Annotated in this window: 23 protein-coding genes, 1 tRNA gene and 1 pseudogene; 15 read left to right on the top strand and 10 right to left on the bottom strand. The window is 64.7% G+C overall.

Translation table 11 applies throughout. The annotated features are described in order from the left end of the window. Positions 1-5: 5 nt before the first annotated feature. Positions 6-344: a 2Fe-2S iron-sulfur cluster-binding protein gene (locus RIA72_RS06545; RefSeq protein ID WP_350031505.1), complete on the bottom strand. Its 339-nt coding sequence runs from the start codon at positions 342-344 to the stop codon at positions 6-8. Next, the gene (locus RIA72_RS06540) at positions 341-1,432 is read right to left on the bottom strand and encodes a cysteine desulfurase family protein (RefSeq protein WP_350031694.1); all 1,092 of its coding nucleotides are present in this window, start codon (positions 1,430-1,432) and stop codon (positions 341-343) included. Before RIA72_RS06540 ends, RIA72_RS06545 begins: the two co-directional genes overlap by 4 nt. A gap of 250 nt (positions 1,433-1,682) precedes the next feature. Here RIA72_RS06540 and RIA72_RS06535 point away from each other — a divergent pair, with 250 nt between their 5' ends. Next, positions 1,683-2,339: an alpha/beta hydrolase gene (locus tag RIA72_RS06535; protein ID WP_350031504.1), complete on the top strand. Its 657-nt coding sequence runs from the start codon at positions 1,683-1,685 to the stop codon at positions 2,337-2,339. Between the two features lie 101 nt (positions 2,340-2,440). Here RIA72_RS06535 and RIA72_RS06530 read toward each other — a convergent pair whose 3' ends face one another. Then, on the bottom strand, positions 2,441-2,605 hold the full coding sequence (locus RIA72_RS06530) for a hypothetical protein (RefSeq protein ID WP_350031503.1): 165 nt from the start codon (positions 2,603-2,605) through the stop codon (positions 2,441-2,443). A gap of 111 nt (positions 2,606-2,716) precedes the next feature. On the opposite strand from RIA72_RS06530, the gene rpiB reads away from it, so the two are divergent. The 7 genes from rpiB (at position 2,717) to RIA72_RS06495 (ending at position 6,617) form a co-directional block, all read left to right on the top strand. Continuing rightward, positions 2,717-3,169, top strand: a complete 453-nt coding sequence (gene rpiB, locus RIA72_RS06525) for a ribose 5-phosphate isomerase B (RefSeq protein WP_350031502.1) — start codon at positions 2,717-2,719, stop codon at positions 3,167-3,169. Beyond that, complete coding sequence (gene glyA / locus RIA72_RS06520; RefSeq protein ID WP_350031501.1) at positions 3,166-4,473, top strand: serine hydroxymethyltransferase; 1,308 nt, start codon at positions 3,166-3,168, stop codon at positions 4,471-4,473. The genes rpiB and glyA overlap by 4 nt, the downstream gene beginning before the upstream one ends. Positions 4,474-4,478: 5 nt before the next feature. Beyond that, positions 4,479-4,697: a hypothetical protein gene (locus RIA72_RS06515; protein ID WP_350031500.1), complete on the top strand. Its 219-nt coding sequence runs from the start codon at positions 4,479-4,481 to the stop codon at positions 4,695-4,697. Between the two features lie 3 nt (positions 4,698-4,700). Beyond that, positions 4,701-5,168: a transcriptional regulator NrdR gene (nrdR, locus tag RIA72_RS06510; protein ID WP_350031499.1), complete on the top strand. Its 468-nt coding sequence runs from the start codon at positions 4,701-4,703 to the stop codon at positions 5,166-5,168. Next, the gene (locus tag RIA72_RS06505; RefSeq protein WP_350031498.1) at positions 5,165-5,917 is read left to right on the top strand and encodes an RNA methyltransferase; all 753 of its coding nucleotides are present in this window, start codon (positions 5,165-5,167) and stop codon (positions 5,915-5,917) included. Before nrdR ends, RIA72_RS06505 begins: the two co-directional genes overlap by 4 nt. Positions 5,918-5,954: 37 nt before the next feature. Further along, positions 5,955-6,224, top strand: coding sequence for a hypothetical protein (locus tag RIA72_RS06500; RefSeq protein ID WP_350031497.1), 270 nt, complete (start codon positions 5,955-5,957; stop codon positions 6,222-6,224). A 156-nt stretch (positions 6,225-6,380) separates the two neighbouring features. Further along, positions 6,381-6,617, top strand: a complete 237-nt coding sequence (locus tag RIA72_RS06495) for a hypothetical protein (protein WP_350031496.1) — start codon at positions 6,381-6,383, stop codon at positions 6,615-6,617. A 38-nt stretch (positions 6,618-6,655) separates the two neighbouring features. Here RIA72_RS06495 and RIA72_RS06490 read toward each other — a convergent pair whose 3' ends face one another. After that, positions 6,656-6,970: a chorismate mutase gene (locus RIA72_RS06490; protein ID WP_350031495.1), complete on the bottom strand. Its 315-nt coding sequence runs from the start codon at positions 6,968-6,970 to the stop codon at positions 6,656-6,658. Between the two features lie 198 nt (positions 6,971-7,168). Here RIA72_RS06490 and rpsD point away from each other — a divergent pair, with 198 nt between their 5' ends. After that, positions 7,169-7,780: a 30S ribosomal protein S4 gene (gene rpsD, locus RIA72_RS06485; RefSeq protein WP_350031494.1), complete on the top strand. Its 612-nt coding sequence runs from the start codon at positions 7,169-7,171 to the stop codon at positions 7,778-7,780. Positions 7,781-7,957: 177 nt separating this feature from the next. Here the strand turns inward: rpsD and RIA72_RS06480 are convergent. Further along, a tRNA-Leu gene (locus RIA72_RS06480) sits at positions 7,958-8,042 on the bottom strand. 120 nt (positions 8,043-8,162) lie between these two features. Between RIA72_RS06480 and RIA72_RS06475 the strand changes: the two genes are divergently transcribed. Further along, the gene (locus tag RIA72_RS06475; protein WP_350031493.1) at positions 8,163-9,260 is read left to right on the top strand and encodes an AI-2E family transporter; all 1,098 of its coding nucleotides are present in this window, start codon (positions 8,163-8,165) and stop codon (positions 9,258-9,260) included. A gap of 96 nt (positions 9,261-9,356) precedes the next feature. On the opposite strand, the gene RIA72_RS06470 is transcribed toward RIA72_RS06475, so the two are convergent. After that, positions 9,357-10,811, bottom strand: a complete 1,455-nt coding sequence (locus RIA72_RS06470) for a coniferyl aldehyde dehydrogenase (protein WP_502957939.1) — start codon at positions 10,809-10,811, stop codon at positions 9,357-9,359. Between the two features lie 159 nt (positions 10,812-10,970). Between RIA72_RS06470 and RIA72_RS06465 the strand changes: the two genes are divergently transcribed. The 4 genes from RIA72_RS06465 (at position 10,971) to RIA72_RS06450 (ending at position 15,129) form a co-directional block, all read left to right on the top strand. Further along, positions 10,971-12,158, top strand: a complete 1,188-nt coding sequence (locus RIA72_RS06465) for an acetyl-CoA C-acyltransferase (RefSeq protein WP_350031492.1) — start codon at positions 10,971-10,973, stop codon at positions 12,156-12,158. A 194-nt stretch (positions 12,159-12,352) separates the two neighbouring features. Further along, positions 12,353-12,820 (top strand): hypothetical protein, encoded by a 468-nt coding sequence (locus RIA72_RS06460; RefSeq protein ID WP_350031491.1) that lies wholly within the window; start codon positions 12,353-12,355, stop codon positions 12,818-12,820. 328 nt (positions 12,821-13,148) lie between these two features. Further along, a complete protein-coding gene (locus RIA72_RS06455; RefSeq protein ID WP_350031490.1) occupies positions 13,149-14,321 on the top strand; it encodes a saccharopine dehydrogenase family protein in 1,173 nt (390 codons plus the stop codon). A gap of 7 nt (positions 14,322-14,328) precedes the next feature. Next, positions 14,329-15,129 (top strand): acyl-CoA thioesterase, encoded by an 801-nt coding sequence (locus tag RIA72_RS06450; RefSeq protein ID WP_350031489.1) that lies wholly within the window; start codon positions 14,329-14,331, stop codon positions 15,127-15,129. A gap of 130 nt (positions 15,130-15,259) precedes the next feature. Here RIA72_RS06450 and RIA72_RS06445 read toward each other — a convergent pair whose 3' ends face one another. Next, complete coding sequence (locus RIA72_RS06445; RefSeq protein ID WP_350031488.1) at positions 15,260-15,631, bottom strand: hypothetical protein; 372 nt, start codon at positions 15,629-15,631, stop codon at positions 15,260-15,262. Here RIA72_RS06445 and RIA72_RS06440 point away from each other — a divergent pair. After that, positions 15,610-15,840, top strand: a complete 231-nt coding sequence (locus RIA72_RS06440; protein WP_350031487.1) for a DUF6118 family protein — start codon at positions 15,610-15,612, stop codon at positions 15,838-15,840. The two genes, RIA72_RS06445 and RIA72_RS06440, sit on opposite strands and share 22 nt — an antisense overlap. Positions 15,841-16,064: 224 nt before the next feature. Here the strand turns inward: RIA72_RS06440 and RIA72_RS06435 are convergent. The 3 genes and pseudogenes from RIA72_RS06435 to hemN all read right to left on the bottom strand — a co-directional run. Next, positions 16,065-16,197, bottom strand: a pseudogene (locus RIA72_RS06435) (integrase core domain-containing protein); the annotation flags it as partial. 17 nt (positions 16,198-16,214) lie between these two features. Next, positions 16,215-16,448: a hypothetical protein gene (locus tag RIA72_RS06430; RefSeq protein ID WP_350031486.1), complete on the bottom strand. Its 234-nt coding sequence runs from the start codon at positions 16,446-16,448 to the stop codon at positions 16,215-16,217. A gap of 18 nt (positions 16,449-16,466) precedes the next feature. Then, the gene (gene hemN / locus RIA72_RS06425) at positions 16,467-17,771 is read right to left on the bottom strand and encodes an oxygen-independent coproporphyrinogen III oxidase (RefSeq protein ID WP_350031485.1); all 1,305 of its coding nucleotides are present in this window, start codon (positions 17,769-17,771) and stop codon (positions 16,467-16,469) included. Between the last annotated feature and the right edge of the window lie 17 nt (positions 17,772-17,788).

The raw sequence follows: 17,788 nt of genomic DNA, 5'->3' as shown, positions 1-17,788 counted from the left end.
AAAGGTCAGCGTGGCGCCTGCATGTTGCGGCTTTCCGCCGGAATATGCACCGTCAAACCGTCCATATCCTCGGTCAACACGATCTGACACGACAGGCGGCTCGTCCGCCGCACCCCGGCGGCGAGGTCGAGCATATCCTCTTCCATCTCGCTGGCGGGCGGCAGGCGGTCGAAATCTTCTTTCGTCACGATCACATGGCAGGTGGAGCAGGCCATCTGCCCCTCGCACGTGCCCTCCAGCGGCATCAGATTCGCCTGCGCGACGTCGAGCAATATGTCGCCGGGCTGTGCATCGGCCTCGGTGCGCCCCTTGCCGTCGGCGTGGATAAAGGTGACGCGCATCAATTGACCCCCTGCAATCGCGCCGCGTCCTTGATCGCGCTCAGGCCGTCGCGCAATTCGGCTTCGGAGGTATAGCGTCCCCAGCCGAGGCGGATCGACGCGCGGGCATCGGCCTCGCTGACCCCCATGGCGCGCAGCACATGGCTGACCTTGCCCGACCCGCTGCCGCAGGCGCTGCCCAGCGAAAAGGCAATGTCGCGCGCATCGGACATCAGCCGCAGGCCGTTCACGCCTTCGCGCCGGATATTGAGATTGCCGTGATAGCGGCGCTCGGTATCGCCGTTGATCGTCCATTCGGGAAGCAAGTCCATCGCCAGCGACCAGAGGCGTTCGACATGGTCGGCGTCCTTGTCGAACCGGTCGGCGGCGAGCGCGGCGGCCGCGCCAAAGCCCGCGCAAAGGGCCGGCGACACGGTGCCCGATCGCATCCCCGCTTCCTGCGCCCCGCCGACCATGAAGGGCGGCAGGTCGACACCATCCTTCACCCACAGGGCGCCGATCCCCTTTGGACCGTGAATCTTGTGCGCCGACAGCGCGATCAGGTCGGGCCCGTCGGGGATGGCGACGCGGCCATAGCCCTGCACCGCGTCGCAGAGCAAAAGGCTGTTCTTCGCATGGGCGGCCGCGGCAATGTCGGCGACGGGCTGGACCGTGCCGACTTCATTGTTCACCAGCATCGCGGCGACGATGCCGGTTTCGGGGATCAGCGCATCGTCGGGCGGCAGCGCGAGGCCATCGGCGCCAACCGGCAGGATCGCGGCGTTCAGCCGTTCGAGGCATTGCAGCGAGGCGGCATGTTCGATGCTGAGCCCCGCGACGCCGCCCGGCATTGCTTCCGCCCCGCGAAACAACGCCCAATTAAGCGCCTCGGTCGCGCCCGATGTGAAAAAGAGGCGCCCGCCCTTTGGCAGCAGCGCGGCGACCTGATCGCGCGCAACCTCGACCGCGGCCGCGGCGGCGCGGCCTGCCTTGTGCGTGCTCGAGGGGTTGGCGAAGCTGTCGCCCTCCCCCGCCCCTTCCAGCCAGCGCAACATCGCCGTACGCGCTTCGGGAGCGAGCGGGGTCGTGGCTTGATAGTCGAGGTAGATCATTCCAGTAGCACCATTTCCTGTTCCGTTCGTGTCGAGCGAAGTCGAGACACCCATCGACATGGCGCCAAGCCCGACGGGCATCTCGACTTCGCTCGGTGCGAACGGAGAAGGGAGCAAATCGCAGGTTATTGCGAACGATTCGCAAAAGTTGCAACTTGCTACCTGATTTCTATATAGGCGCCAATCCCGCTCCGCCACCCCGCCCGTCGGCGAATCACTGGCAAGCTCAAAACATATAGAAGGTGCGCCCATGCCCGACGTCATTTTCCCCGGTCCCGAGGGCCGTATCGAAGGCCGTTTCTCCCCCCCGCCGCGCCCGCGCGCGCCGGTCGCGATGATCCTGCACCCGCACCCGCAGGGCGGCGGCACGATGAACGATCGCATCACCCAGGCGATGTACAAGAGCTTTGTCGCGCGCGGTTTTGCCGTGCTGCGCTTCAACTTCCGCGGCGTCGGCCGCAGCCAGGGGACGTTCGACAACGGCATCGGTGAACTGTCCGATGCCGCATCGGCGCTCGACTGGGTCCAGTCGATCCATCCCGAGGCGCAGACCACCTGGGTCGCGGGGTTCAGCTTTGGCGCGTGGATCGGGATGCAGCTTTTGATGCGCCGCCCCGAAATCCGTGGCTTCCTGTCGGTCGCCCCGCCCGCGAACATGTACGACTTCAGCTTCCTCGCGCCCTGCCCCTCGTCGGGCATCATCGTCGCGGGCGGGCAGGATGAAATCGTGCCCCCCGCTGCGGTGCAGAAGCTGGTCGACAAGCTGCGCACGCAAAAGGGCATCACCATCCACCATGACGAGATCCCGCGCGCGAACCACTTCTTCGAGCATGAACTCGACCAGTTGATGAAGAGCCTCGACAATTATCTGGATATGCGGCTCGCGCCCGATTCGCCGATTCGCTGACATTGCCCGTCGCCCCCGCGAAAGCGGGGGCCGCCGTCCGCCTTACCCAGCATCGCTGCGTAATTCTCGAGCAGCCCCCGCCTGCGCGGGGGCGACGAATATTAGGTCACCGGCACCAGCCACACCGCGACATTGGCGAACATTACCAGCGCCGCGACTAGCATCAGCAGTGCGCGGCGGCGGTCGCCCTTGCGGAACACATAGACGGCGCCGCCGGTGAGCACGACACCCGTGAGCATCAGGATCGACATGATCGTATCGGACATGCGGCGGTTTTATCGGCGGCGTCACAAATTTGCCACCTCGCTTATGGCAAAGTCCGGAGCCTTCGCCTAAAGCGCGCTCATCGATTCCCTTATCCCCGCGGGAGCCGCATCATGCGCATCGCCATCGCCGCCGACCACGCCGCTTATGAACTCAAGGCCCTGCTTGCCGACTGGCTGCGCGAACGGGGGCACGAGGTTCAGGATCTGGGAACCAACGGCCCCGACAGCGTCGACTATCCCGATTTCGGCTATCGCCTTGGCGCCGCGATCGCCGAAGGGCGCGCGGATCGCGGCGTTGCCCTGTGCGGATCGGGCATCGGCATTTCAATTTCGGTCAATCGCAACCCTGCCGCGCGTTGCGCACTCGTGTCCGAACCACTGTCGGCGAAGCTGTCGCGCGAGCATAATGATGCAAATGTTATCGCGATGGGCGCGCGCCTGACCGGCATCGACATGGCAAAAGCATGCCTCGACGCCTTTCTCACCACCGACTTCGCGGGCGACCGCCACGCGCGCCGCGTCGACAAACTATCCAATCCGCCCCAACTGGAGACCAGCCGATGACCACAGACATGCTCGACAAGCCCGTTAAATCGGCCGGTTATTTCACCGACGGCGTCGGCACCGTCGATCCCGCCGTTGCGGCAGCGATGAAACATGAACTCGAACGCGAGCAATATCAGATCGAACTGATCGCTTCGGAGAATATCGTCTCGAAAGCGGTGCTCGAGGCGCAGGGGTCGGTCTTTACCAACAAATATGCCGAGGGGTATCCCGGCCGCCGCTATTATCAGGGCTGCGCCCCGTCGGACGAGGTTGAAACGCTCGCCATCGACCGTGCCAAGCAGCTGTTCGACGCCGGGTTCGTCAACGTCCAGCCGCATTCGGGCGCGCAGGCGAATGGCGCGGTGATGCTGGCGCTCACCAAGCCCGGCGCGACGATCATGGGCATGAGCCTGGATGCCGGCGGGCACCTGACCCACGGCGCGGCGCCCGCCATGTCGGGCAAATGGTATAATGCCGTCCAATATGGCGTGCGCCCCGACGATCATCTCGTCGATTTCGATCAGGTCGAGGCGCTGGCGAAGGAGCACCGCCCCGCGCTCATCATCGCGGGCGGCTCGGCCTATCCGCGCACGCTCGACTTTGCGCGCTTCCGCGCCATCGCCGACGATGTCGGAGCGCTGCTGATGGTCGACATGGCGCATTTCGCGGGCCTCGTCGCAGGCGGCGCACACCCCTCACCGATGGAACATGCGCATGTCGTCACGACGACGACGCACAAGACGCTGCGTGGCCCGCGCGGCGGCATGATCCTGACCAATGACGAAGCGATTGCGAAGCGTATCAATTCGGCGGTCTTCCCCGGCCTGCAGGGCGGCCCGCTGATGCACGTCATCGCCGCCAAGGCAGTGGCTTTTGGTGAAGCGCTGCGCCCCGAGTTCAAGGACTATGCGAAGGCGACGATCGCCAATGCGCAGGCGCTGGCGAACCGGCTGAAGGCGCGCGGCGCCGACGTCGTCGCGGGCGGCACCGACACGCATCTGGCGCTGATCGACCTTCGCCCGCTCGGCATCACCGGGCGCGATGCCGACGAGGCGCTAGAACGCAGCGCGATAACCTGCAACAAGAATGGTGTGCCCTTCGATCCGCTGCCGCCGGTGAAGACCAGCGGCATCCGCGTCGGTTCGCCCGCGGGCACGACGCGCGGTTTCGGTGTCGCCGAGTTTGAGGAAATCGGCGATATGGTCGCCGACGTTCTGGAAGCGCTGCGCGACAAGGGCGAGCATGGCGACGCCGATGTCGAAGCCGATGTGCGCGGCCGCGTCCGCAAGCTTTGCGAACGCTTCCCCATCTATCAGGGATAAGGGCGATGGCGCGCCCCAACCCCGAAGAGCCTACCCTGCTCGAACGATCGATCGAGGAAGCCAAGGCGATGGGCCGTCAGGGGATGGACCATCCCTCGACGCGCCCGGTGCTGATCGGCGGCGCAATCGGCGGGCTGGTGGGCCTGGCCATCGACATGATAAGCTGGCCCGTCGGCCTGTTCGCGGGTGCGGCGATCGCGCTGGTGATGCAAGTGAAGCGCTGACCCATGCGCTGTCCCTATTGCGGCCATGAAGACAGCCAGGTGAAGGATAGCCGTCCGACCGAGGACGGCGCCGCCATTCGCCGCCGCCGCCAGTGCGAGGATTGCGGCGCACGTTTCACCACCTTTGAACGCATCCAGCTCCGTGAAGTCGCGGTGCTGAAGGCCGGCGGGACGCGCGAACCCTTCGACCGCGAAAAATTGATGCGCAGCGTGCAGATTGCGTGCCGCAAGCGCCCGATCGACGGTGCGCGGATCGAACGGCTGGTGTCGGGTATCCAGCGCCAGCTTGAAACATCGGGCGAAAGCGAAGTGCAGGCGACGCAGATCGGCGCGATGGTGATGGAGGCGCTCAAAGGCTTCGACAATGTCGCCTATATCCGCTTTGCCAGCGTCTATCGCGACTTCACCGAGGCCAAGGATTTCGAGGAATTTGCCTCGACGATCACCGAGGCAGCGCGGCCGATCAAATGACCGCGGCCGCCCCGCCCCCCGTCATCGTCCTCGTCCGTCCGCAGCTTGGCGAGAATATCGGCAAGGCGGCGCGCGCAATGCTCAATTTCGGGCTGACCGAAATGCGCCTCGTGGCACCCCGCGACGGCTGGCCGAACCCCGATGCCGGCCCCGCCTCCGCAGGCGCGGACATCGTACTTGCCGGGGCGACCGTGTTCGAGACACTGGCCGAAGCGGTCGCCGATTGCACCACCATCTATGCCACAACGGTGCGCAAGCGCGGCGTGACCAAGCCGGTTCTGACCCCCGAAGCCGCAGCGCGCGACGTGCATGCGAACACGGGCCGCTCGGCCTATGTTTTCGGTCCCGAACGGTCGGGGCTCGAAACCGACGATGTCGCGCTGGCGCACACGATCGTCACCGTGCCGATCAACCCCGAATTCGGGTCGCTGAACCTCGCGCAGGCGGTGATCCTGCTCGCCTATGAATGGTCGAAGCAGCTGCCCACCCAGGCCGAAGGCGGCGCGGCGCTGGCAAGCCCGCCCGAGGTGCCGCTCGATCCCCCCGCGCCGCACGGCGAGCTTGAAGAGCTTATCGGGCATCTGGTCCGCGACCTCGACCAGAGCGGTTATTTTTTCCCGCCCGAACGCCGCGATGCGACGCTGCGCACGCTGCGCACCACGCTCACCAAGACCGGCTGGTCGCACAACGACATCCGCATGATGCACGGGATCATCGTAGCTCTTGGCCGCGGAAAAAAAATGCAATAGGTTGACCGCAATACATAAATTCAGGAGTCCCCTTCCGATGATGACCCTTATTTTGGCGGCGGCACTTTCTGCGTCGTCGGCGACCGCTGCCACCGATCAGGCGACAACGCCGACGCAGGCTGCGCCGGAAAAGGCACAGAAGTCCAAACGCGTGTGCCGTAGCACACGGCGGACAGGCAGCAACCTCAGCCGCCGTGTGTGCAAGACCGAACAGGAGTGGGCGAACGAAAGCGGCGACGGCGCGCAATCGCTCGACCTGATCGACCAAAGTTACAAGGCGCAGCTCGGCAACGGCGCCGTCGACTAGATCGGGCCGACAGGTCGGCCAGCCTGAACACGCGCCGACTGCTGCCTTTAAGACCCACTATCTCAGAGGTTATTGCGGCGGATTATATCGCTGATTATCAGCGATTTCATTGCCGCTTGAAGCCGGCCGGCTCGCCCCATCCAGGAGTTTCGTTCGATGATCAGCCTGTTGCTTGCTCTTTCCCTATCCGCGGCGGCGCCCGCGACCACCGCTTCGCCGGAACCCCACCACACCGACAAGCCCGCCAAGCCCAAGAAGGTCTGCCAGAAGGTCGAAATGACAGGCAGCTCGGTACCGAAGCGCGTTTGCCGCACGATCACCGAGCCCGCCAAGCCCGAGGATGCGACCGAACAGGCGGCCACGGAAAAGCCGGCAACCGGAAGCGCCCACTAGAACGGCTTGCGGCCTAAGTAGCGCGCGGCAACACTGGTTCAGCCCCTGCCGTGCAGGCGATCCCACCGGACCGCTTCATACTCGATCGACTGCTCGACAAGTTCGTTCCACACGGCCCGCAGACGCGCGGGTTCCAGTCCCGCGGACTCGGCCGCGCGCGCCACATTGTTCAGCACTTCGGCCTTGCGCGCTTCATCACGGACGCTGTCGCGGTCGGTCTTGATGCGGGCGGCCGCATCCATATAACCGAACCGGCGGACGAGCAGGCCGACAAGTTCGCGGTCGACGGCATCGACCCCGGCGCGCACATCGGACATGGTTTCGCATTGTTCGGGAAGTTTGGCGGAGGTCATGCGGGCAGCCTTTAGCGGCTTTTTCGCGGCTGTCGAGCGCGCCTCGGCGCTTGACTTTGTGCCCCGCCCCGTCTACCCGCGCGCCTTCGCAAATTGACCCCGCACCCCGGTGAAGCGGTGGTCGCGCACGGCCCGGCCCGTGCGGTGCGACCCGGGAACCGCCGAAATCCTTCGGCAAACAGCAAATTGGAGACGATCATGTCGAAGCGCCAGAGCGCCAAGTATAAACTCGACCGCCGCATGGGCGAAAATATCTGGGGTCGCCCGAAGAGCCCGGTCAACCGCCGCGAATATGGCCCCGGCCAGCACGGCCAGCGCCGCAAGGGCAAGATGTCGGACTTCGGCATTCAGCTCCGCGCCAAGCAGAAGCTGAAGGGCTATTACGGCGACATCACCGAAAAGCAGTTCAAGAAGAACTACTTTGAGGCCTCGCGCATGAAGGGCGATACGGGCCAGAATCTGATCGGCTTGCTCGAACGCCGTCTCGACGCGGTCGTCTATCGTTCGAAGTTCACCCCGACGATCTTCTCGGCGCGCCAGCTCGTCAGCCACGGCCACGTCTATGTCAACGGCGTGAAGTGCAATATCGCAAGCCGCCTCGTGAAGCCGGGCGACGAAGTCACGCTGGGCAAGAAGGCGCAGGAAATGGCGCTCGTCGCCGAAGCGCAGAGCCTGCCCGAACGCGACCTGCCCGAATATCTGGCGGTCGACGGCACCAAGACGACCTTCGTTCGCGTGCCCACGCTCGACGAAGTTCCCTATCCGGTGAAGATGGAACCCAATCTGGTCGTCGAATTCTATTCGCGCTGATCCGGGCGGTTCATCGCAGAAACAAGACAGGGCGGTCCGGCAACGGGCCGCCCTTTTTTCGCAGCGTAGGCGCGCGCCAAGCGCCTTCGTCGCACCGTCCCGCTCCATGGGGGCAGGCGGCGCAATTCTTGGTCGGCCCGGTAAAAGCGATGGACTGCCGATGTTCGGGAAAGATGATGGTGCCCCTGGCCGGACTCGAACCAGCACTCCTTGCGGAACTCGATTTTGAGTCGAGCGCGTCTACCAATTTCACCACAGGGGCCCGTGGGCGGCGTCCGGCACCGAAGATGATTCTCCGCCGCCGGTCGCTGCGCGGCAGCCGTTGCCACAGAAAGATGCTTTTCGTCTAGTGGATAAGCGGCATCGTGCATAAGAAGGGCAGATGAGCGACAAGAGCAAGGCGTCCCCTGCCCCATCCGCCGCGGCGCGCGCCAAGGTGCCGCCCGCGCCCCCTTTCGAACCCGGCCGCATTGCGACGGCCGCGATAATCGTGGTCGCGATCGCAGGCGTGGCGTGGCTCGCGGTCAGCCTGACGCGCTTTTTCATGCTGGTCTTTGCCGCCGTCGTGCTCGGCGCGGTATTCGATGCGATCGCGAGCGCGCTTGTGCGCCGTACCGGCATCGGACGCGGCATCGCGCTCGCGCTGTCGGTCGCGGGGATCGTTGCCGTCTTTGCCGGTGCCTTCATTCTGTTCGGATCGCAGCTCGCGCGCGAGATCGACACGATCCAGCAACAGGTGCCGCGTGCCTTGCAGGGGGTCGAGGCCTTCCTCGACCGCTACGGCCTCGGCGCGCGGGTGCGTGCGCTGGCCGAGGTGGGGAGCGAGGATATTTCGCAGCTCCTCTCGCAAGCGGGGGGCTATGCGCTCGCCGCGGGGAGCGGGATTGCCGATTTCGTGCTCGTGCTCGTCGCGGCCATCTTTCTCGCCGGCGACCCGGCGACCTATCGCCGCGGGCTGTTGCTGCTGATGCCCGCGCGGGCTGAAGCGACCGTCGACCTCGCGCTGGACGACGCCGCGCGCGGGCTGAAAGGGTGGATGGTAGGACAAGCGGTATCGTCGCTCGTCGTTGCCGCACTGACCTGGGCGGGGCTCGCGCTGCTCGGCGTGCCCGCAGCGGGCGGCCTTGGCCTCATCGCCGGCCTGCTCGATGTCATCCCGATGATCGGGCCGATCATTGCCGGCATCCCCGCCGTGCTGCTGGCCTTCACCGTGTCGCCGGCGACCGCGCTGTGGACGCTGATCCTGTTCCTCGCCATCCAGCAATTGCAGGGCAATTTCCTGCAGCCGATGATCCAGAAACAGGCGGTCGACGTGCCGCCCGCGGTGCTGTTGTTCGCCGTCGTCGCGGCCGGGCTGCTGTTCGGCTTTCTCGGCGTGCTGCTCGCCGCGCCGCTGACCGTGGTGATCTATGTGCTCGTGCAGCGCATCTATGTGAAAACGCTGCTGGGCAAGGACATCAAGATCGCCGGGCGGGATTAGCATTTTTGCTCATCATTGCGAGCGCAGCGAAGCAATCCAGAGTAGCATAAACCGCTCTGGATTGCTTCGCTGCGCTCGCAATGACAGGCCTGCTGGCTATTTCTTCAATTCCTTCGCCAGCGTCTTCGCGGTCGCCTTGCCATAAGGCGGCTTGAAACCCGCGAGACCCGCGACGTCAAGCTTGGGCTGGCGATAGACGGCGCGCGCATGGCTGAAGGTGCGAAAGCCGTCGACGCCGTGGTAATTGCCCATCCCCGATGGCCCGATGCCGCCAAAGGGCAGATCCTCCATCGCATTGTGGAACAGCACATCGTTGACCGTGACGCCGCCCGAAATGGTGCGCGTCAGCACGCGTTCCTCCTCGCTCTTGTCCTGCCCGAAATAATAAAGGCCGAGCGGACGGTCGCGTTCGTTCACATAGTCGATGGCCTCGTCGATCGTCCTGTAGGTCTTCACCGGCAGGATGGGACCGAAGATTTCCTCCTGCATCACCTTCATCTCGTCGGTCGGGTTGCGCACGATGTGGAGCGGCATCTTGTGCCCGTTGGCGCTCGCAAAATCCTCATTCCCCGGATTGACCTCGATCACCTCGGCGCCCTTGTCGCGCGCGTCGGCGAGGTAGGATTGCAGCCGGTCGTAATTCCGCCCGTTGACCACCGACGTATAATCACCGTTGGCGAGCAGGGTCGGATAAAGGGCGGCTGCGCCCTTGCTGACGCTGTCGATCACCTCGCCTTCCTGATCGTCGGCGACCAGCAGATAATCCGGCGCCAGACAGATCTGCCCCGCGTTCATCATCTTGCCCAGCGCGACGCGCTGCCCCACCAGATCCTTGTTCGCGCTGCGTCCGATAAAGGTCGGCGATTTGCCGCCGAGCTCCAGCGTAACCGGCACCAGATTGTCGGCGGCGGCGCGCATAATGTGGCGACCGACGCTGGTGGCCCCGGTGAAGATCATATGATCGAAGGCGAGCTTCGAAAAGGCGATCCCGACCTCGGCATCGCCGGTGAACACCGCCATTTCGCTTTCGTCGAAATAGTCGGGGACAAGCCGCGCCATCAGCGCCGAGACATGTTCGGTGAACTCGCTCGGCTTGATCATCGCGCGATTGCCCGCGGCAAGGATGCCCGCCATCGGGACAAAGACCATGCCGATCGGGAAATTCCATGGCGCGACGACGCCGACAACGCCCTTGGGCTGAAACTGCACTTCAGCCTTGGCGCCCAGCAGCCCGAGCGGAAAGGTCGGCTTGCGCTTCTCCCCCCTCGCCCAGCTCGCCATATGCTTTTTTGCATGTTTGAGCGCGCTGACCGAAGGCAGGATGTCGGTCATCAACGTCTGTTCGCGGCTGCGGTGCCCGAAATCCTCGCTCACCGCGTTGGCGAAATCCTCGGCATTGTCGACCAGCAACGCGATCGCGCGGTCGATCCGGTCACTGCGGACGGCGAGGCTTTCGGGCATCGCGGCGGTAAAGCTCGCCTTTTGCGCGGTCAGCACTTCATGCATCCGCGCAGTTTCGCCTGCGATATTCTCTGCGCTCGGCATGGCCATGACCTGTCTCCCCTGATCGTTTCGCGCGATGTTTGACCATGGCGGGCGGAGGGTTGCAAGATGAAACGCGCCTCCCATCTTGGCGCTGCCCCTTTCGCAATTGCAGCAAAGCCGCTAATCGGGCGGCCGACATTGCTTTCCCTTACGGAGTCTTTTGCCATGACCGCCACCGATCCCGTCGTTTTCCTCTCCTATGCGCGCACTCCGATGGGCAGTATGCAGGGCAGCCTGTCGGACGCGAGCGCGACCGACCTTGGCGCGACCGCGGTGAAGGCAGCGGTCGAGCGCGCAGGCGTCGCGGGCGAAGATGTCGAGCGCATCTATATGGGCTGCGTCCTTCCCGCCGGACTCGGGCAGGCGCCTGCGCGCCAGGCGGCGATCAAGGCGGGCCTGCCCAAGTCGGTGCAGGCGACGACCGTGAACAAGGTGTGCGGTTCGGGGATGCAGACGGTCATCATGGGCGCCGAGGCGCTCGCCGCGGGCAGCGTCGACCTGATCGTCGCGGGCGGGATGGAGTCGATGACGAACGCCCCCTATCTGCTCAAAAAGCATCGTTCGGGCGCGCGCATCGGCCACGACACCGCCTATGACCATATGTTCCTCGACGGGCTGGAGGATGCCTATGACGCGGGCCGCGCGATGGGCACCTTTGCGCAAGACACCGCCGATGCCTATCAGCTCAGCCGTCAGTCGATGGACGATTATACGCTCACCTCGCTGAGCCGCGCGAAGGCAGCGATCGCCGACGGCGCCTTCGCCGCCGAAATCGCGCCGGTGACGATCGCGGGCCGCAAGGGCGACGTCGTCGTCGACACCGACGAGGCGCCGGGCAAGGCGATGCCCGACAAGATCCCGACGCTGCGCCCCGCCTTTGCCAAGGACGGCACGATCACGGCGGCGACCAGCTCGTCGATTTCGGACGGCGCCGCCGCGGTCGTGCTCACCCGCCTGTCGGTCGCCGAAGCGAAGGGAGCCAAACCCGTCGCGAAGCTCGTCGCGCACGCCGCGCACGCGCAGGAACCCAAGGACTTCACCGTCGCCCCCGTCGGCGCGATCAACAAGCTGCTCGCCAAGACCGGCTGGTCGATCGCCGACGTCGACCTGTTCGAAGTCAATGAAGCCTTTGCCTGCGTCGCGATGTTCGCGATGAACGACCTTGGCATCCCGCACGAAAAGATAAACGTCCACGGCGGCGCAACCGCGCTCGGCCATCCGATCGGCGCCAGCGGCACGCGCATCGTCACCACGCTGATCGCGGCGCTCCAGCGCCACGGCAAGACGCGCGGCATCGCCAGCCTGTGCATCGGCGGCGGCGAAGCGACCGCGGTGGCGATCGAGCTGGTCTGATTTCCCTTCGTTGGCGAAAGTTCCGGGGCGTCGCCGCAAGGCGGCGCCCTTTCGTCGTTCTGGCGCGACAATTTGCGACACTAATGACCTGAAAATAAACGGGGTATTCCGCACCCGTTCAAATCGAACCGCCTATTCCGCCATCAGTCATCGGGCGAATCCCCGCCCCCCTGACGATGCAAAGGAATGGCACAATGAAGAAGACGAAATTTCTCGCCGCCGGCCTGATCGCCGCGATGATCGTCCCGGTGGCCGCGCAGGCCCAGACCCGCGAGATCGAACGCGACCGCCGCGAGGTTCGTGAAGAACGGCGCGAGTATCGCGAGGCGCTTCGCCATGGCGACCGGCACGACATTCGCGAAGAGCGGCGCGAATATAATGACGCGCGCCGCGACCTGCGCGACAGCAGGAACGACTGGCGCCGCGACAAGCGCTATCAAAATTATCGCGCGCCCTTCGCCTATCAGTCGTTCCGCATCGGCGCGACGCTGCGCCCCAATTATTACGCGCCGGCCTATCGCCCGGCCTGGGACAGCCGCTGGGGCGTGCCCCGCGCGGGGCGCAACCTGACCTATGTACGCCACTATAACGACCTGCTGCTGGTCAATATGCGCAGCGGCAAGGTGATCCGCGTCTATCGCAACCATTTCCGCTGGCGCTAAGGCGGCGGAAAAAGGGAGGGGCCGGACGGGCGACCGTCCGGCCCTTTCTTTTGGGCGGGGTCGTTGGCGACTTCCGGGCCGGGAGCATATCGTCCATCCCTTACCGTCATCCCGGCGAAGGCCGGGATCTCGCCCTGGCGGAATGACACACCGGCGAAATCGTGTTTCAGAGTCACGTGCCTCTGGGCACCCTTCGCCGGGATGACAATGAAACATGGGTCGACAACGAGCCACAACCCGCGGCGAACCGCTCCGCCCTCACCCCTTGGCACGACGGTGCATATGCGCTAGCGTGCCAACTTGACGTTTACGTAAAGGGGGAGGTTCGATGGCCAGCGCACGCGATCTCGACATCATCGTCTATGGCGCGACGGGCTTTACCGGCCGCCTCGTCGCCGAATATCTCGCGCACCATTACAAGGGCCGCAAGGATGCGCCCCAATGGGCGATGGCGGGGCGCAGACTCGACAAGCTCGCCGAGGTACGCGACCTGATCGGCGCAAGCCCGGATACGCCGCTGATCGTCGCCGACGCCGGCGATCCCAAAAGCCTCGACGCGATGGCGGAAAGAACCAAAGTCGTCCTCACCACTGTCGGTCCCTATCAGCTTTACGGTAGCGCGCTTATTGCCGCCTGCGTCCGCGCCGGCACCGCCTATGCCGACCTTTGCGGCGAACCCGGCTGGATGCGCGAGATGATCGACACGCACCATGATGCGGCGAAGGCGTCGGGCGCGCGCATCACCTTTTCCTGCGGCTTCGATTCGATCCCGTTCGACCTGGGCGTGCTGTTCCTCCAGGCCGAAGCGGCGAAGCGACACGGCAAACCCGCGCCACGCGTCAAGGGCCGCGTGCGCAAGATGGCGGGCGGCGCGTCGGGCGGCACGATCGCCAGCCTCACCGAAACGCTGAAAGCGGTGGCGAAAAACCCCTCGCTCGCGCTTCTGCTCAAATCCTCCTTCGCGCTGACGCCGGGGTTCGAGGGGCCGTCGCAGCCGACCGGCCTGATCCCCGAATATGATGCTGCAACGGGCACCTGGACCGCACCCTTTGTCATGGCGCCGATCAACACCAAGAATGTCCATCGCACCAACTTCCTGCTTGGTCACCCATGGGGCGCCGACCTTGTCTATGACGAGATGGTGATGACGACGATCGGCGATGCCGGAAAAGCGATGGCGGAGGCGATGGCAAAGGCGAACCCGTTCGGCGATTCCAAGCTCCAGCCGGGCGAAGGTCCAAGCAAGGAAGAGCGCGAGAAGGGCTTTTACGACATCCTCTTCATCGGCGAATATGCGGACGGCACCACGGTCCGCGCGAGTGTGCAGGGCGACCGCGACCCCGGCTATGGCTCGACGTCGAAGATGCTCGCCGAAACCGGCATCGCGCTGCTCGGAAACAAGGGCAGCGGCGGCGTCTGGACGCCGGGGGCGCTGCTCGGCGAGGCGCTGATCGACCGGCTGACGGCGAATGCCGGGCTGACTTTTCGACTAGAGGAATAAAAGCCGAATGACGACCTCCCCCGGCGCGCTCGACGCGCTGCTCGCCACGCTGCGCACCGAAGGCGACGTCGCCAAGGCGCATATCGACGAGGGCTGGATGCAAGGGCGCACCGCCTATGGCGGGATCAGTTCGGCGGTCGCGCTTGCGGGAACGATGGCGCTGCACCCCACCGAAACCCCGCTGCGCTATGCCCAGATCAGCTTTGTCGGCCCAGTCGGCGGCGAGTGCACCGTTACGGCGCGCGAACTGCGCCGGTCGAAGTCGAGCCTGTTCGTCGACGCCGGCGTGTCGAGCGATATGGGTTTCGGCACCGCGGCGGTCTTTGCCTTTTCACCCGATCGCGAAAGCCATGTCGACCACAACCGGCTGACGATGCCCGATGCGCCCGATCCCGACACGCTGGAACCCGTGCCCGAGCACAAGGCGCGCCCGGCCTTCACGCGCCATTTCGACATGCGCCCGACGACCGGCCCGCGCTTTGCGTGGAAAAGCGACGTGGGCGAATATCTGACCTGGGTGCGCTTCGTCGAGGAACCGATGTGCCACCCCACGGTCGCGCTGCTCGCGATGGGCGACGCGCTGCCCCCCGCGGCGATGGCGCTGTTCAGCCAGTTCGGCCCGATCAGCTCGATGAACTGGACGGTGAACATGCTGACCGGCACGCCGCAGACCGAGGACGGCTGGTGGCTCTTGTCGGCAAAGACCGGCTATGCACGCCACGGGCTGTCGGTGCAGGACATGATGCTGTGGAACCGCGCGGGCGAACCGGTGCTGAGCGGCAGTCAGGCGATCGCGATTTACGCGTGAGTGCGGCTGGGAGCGGGTCTCCATGCCATCGTTGTCGCCGTCCAAGGCGAGTGCGCCGCATAGATCGGCCAAGGATGACGAAGGTTGGCGAACGACGGGTTTCGACCGAAAGCTGCCCTTAACTCTATCGTCATCCCGGCGAACCCGGGGACACCGATGTTATAATTCGGCGCTCCCCGATTTGCAGGTTATCGTTAGCAAAGTCGAGAATGCTCATGAGCGAGCCATGGAGCGTTGCGTGAACCTCGCCGCGCCGCTCGCCGGGATGGAGGACAATCTTGCCGACGAGAGTGCGGATATCGCTTGAGGCGTCGAGCCGCATTTCTGGGTCTTTGAGCGTTTCGGCGAGGCTGGCGACCTTGCGCTTGTAGATTTCGGCGATGCCGGGATGGACATTGGGAACGTCCTGCGGTGCTTCCGCAAGCCGAGCGTTGATCTCCTGCCGCTCGCGTTCGAGTTCGGCTACCCGAGAGCTGGCACATGCCGGAGAAGATCGCAGCACGCGTGCTACGCGCGCCGACGATTTGGGAAGGCCGGGTGCGGTTGATGCAGGTCGGGAGCCCCGAAGCGTGGCGCGCGATTTCTGACGCTGCCGAAATGCGACGCGACAATAAGGACAAGATCGCGGCGTGCGAAAAGCGAGCCCTCAATCTGAAACGCCCTGTGCGGTGCACGATCGAAATCACCCCGACCCCTAATACGCCGAGTTGAAAGGGCCGACAGAGCAATTGCAATTTAGATAGGGGAAGTCGCATGATGGCCGTCATTCGTGGGGAGCCGTGCCACCTGCGAAACGACCTTAGGCGAAGCAAACTATCGGTCGAACATTCTCCCGCTGCCAAGACCGAAGGCTCTCGCCTGCGGATTGAAGGCCGAAGACGTTTGACCGGCCCCCACCGAGTGGTCCGGGCTTTAGGTTAGTGTATTGACGGAACGGCCTCCGGCGCCGGTGCCCGATAACCGAGCGAGCTGTGCTGCCGGACGGTGTTGTAATGCCGGCACCAGACTTCGATCAGGATCCGGGCCTCGGAGCGAGTAGAAGTTCGGGCCTCCCAGTAATTTTGTGCGCGGGGCCGGTTTGTTCATCAGACCGCGAAGCGCTCCCCGATGATGACGGCGAACTGCGCCTTGGCCTCGAACCACTCGTCGTCGTCACGACTATGCCACACCTTCTTCATCTTGCATGGATCGTCGGGCAAGTCGAGGTCGTCTTCACCATCGACTTCGCGCATTCCTATCTGCGCGAACCGGTTCGCTGTCAGGCGGCGGGGCTGTTCCTCGTCGTCATCGGCGTGGTCCTGCCGCTCATCGCCATCCACTAGTCGGCAGACGGCAACTCAAACCGCGGCGATATTTCCTCGGATCCCGTCGAAGCAGGCGGCGACGTGGCGAGCATAGAGCAGACCACAATCGCGTATCACCAGCGCCTCCCCGTCCCACTCGATCACGCCCTTCTGCTCGAAATCCGACAAAGCATCTTTAGCCGAAGGGATTTCGGCGGCGTCCAGATGCGCCCGTCCGTTGCATAGCAGGTCGCGGATATGCACGGCGCGACGCTGTTCCCGCGCATCGACGTGGACGCCTCGCACCGCCGCAAGCCACCCTTCGCCGACGAGGTCGCGATACGGGCCCGATTTTTTCTCGTTCTGGACGATCAGGTTGGGGAATTTGCTGATCGCGCTGGCGCCGAAGCCGATGAGGATGGGAGCGTCATCTTCGGTAAAACCTTGGAAATTGCGGTTCACCCGGCCTTCGCGCGCCGCAACCGCAAGTGGATCATCGGCGTGCGCGAAATGATCGAAGCCGACGGGAATATAGCCGGCCGCTGTCAGGCGCCGATAGCCGAGCCGGGCTTGATCGAAGCGCAGCCGCGCGTCGGGCAGGTTCGCGGCGTCGATCCTCCGCTGACGCGGGATCATGTCGGGAAGATGGGCATAGCCGAACAGCGCGATCCGGCTCGGCATGAGGCGGATGGTCTCGTCGAGCGTCGCGTCGAGATCCGCGAGTTCTTGCCCCGGTAGCCCGAACATCAGGTCGAAGTTGATCGCATCGATGCCGCGCAGACGCAGCGCGGCGACGACGCGCTCGATGTGCGAGAGCGGCTGGATGCGCCCGATCGCCTGCTGGACGTGCGGCGCGAAGGTCTGGACACCTAGGCTGACGCGCGTGACATGCGCCGCCGCGAGCACCAGCGCCCATTCGGACGAGAAGCCGCGCGGGTCGAGCTCGATCGAGACGTCGGGCCGCTGCGCGTCGAAGACAATGAGCAGCAGGTCGAGCAGGCGCACCAGTTCGACTGGCGCGATCGCATTCGGGCTACCGCCGCCGAACGCGATGCGGCGAATGCGCCCGCGTCCGCCCAGCCGCTTCGCAACGAGCGCGACCTCCGCCCTGAGCGCGGTCAGATAATCGTCGAGCCGCTGTTTGCGCCCTGCCGCGCCGGTGTTGCAGCCGCAATACCAGCAGATGTTTTCGCAAAAGGGGATGTGGACGTAGAGCGAGATGGGCGTCGCGGGCTCGACCGCGTCGAGCGCCTGCGCATAATCGTCGGCACCGACATCTTCGGCGAATTCCATCGCCGTCGGATAGCTGGTGTAGCGCGGCACTGGCTTTGCGAGCAGATCGGGGTGATAGGACCACATGCCCGCACTCTATGCCC

The organism is Sphingopyxis sp., from assembly GCF_040216815.1.
In the GTDB taxonomy this organism is placed as follows: Bacteria; Pseudomonadota; Alphaproteobacteria; order Sphingomonadales; family Sphingomonadaceae; genus Sphingopyxis.
This window is presented reverse-complemented; position numbering and strand designations above follow the sequence as displayed.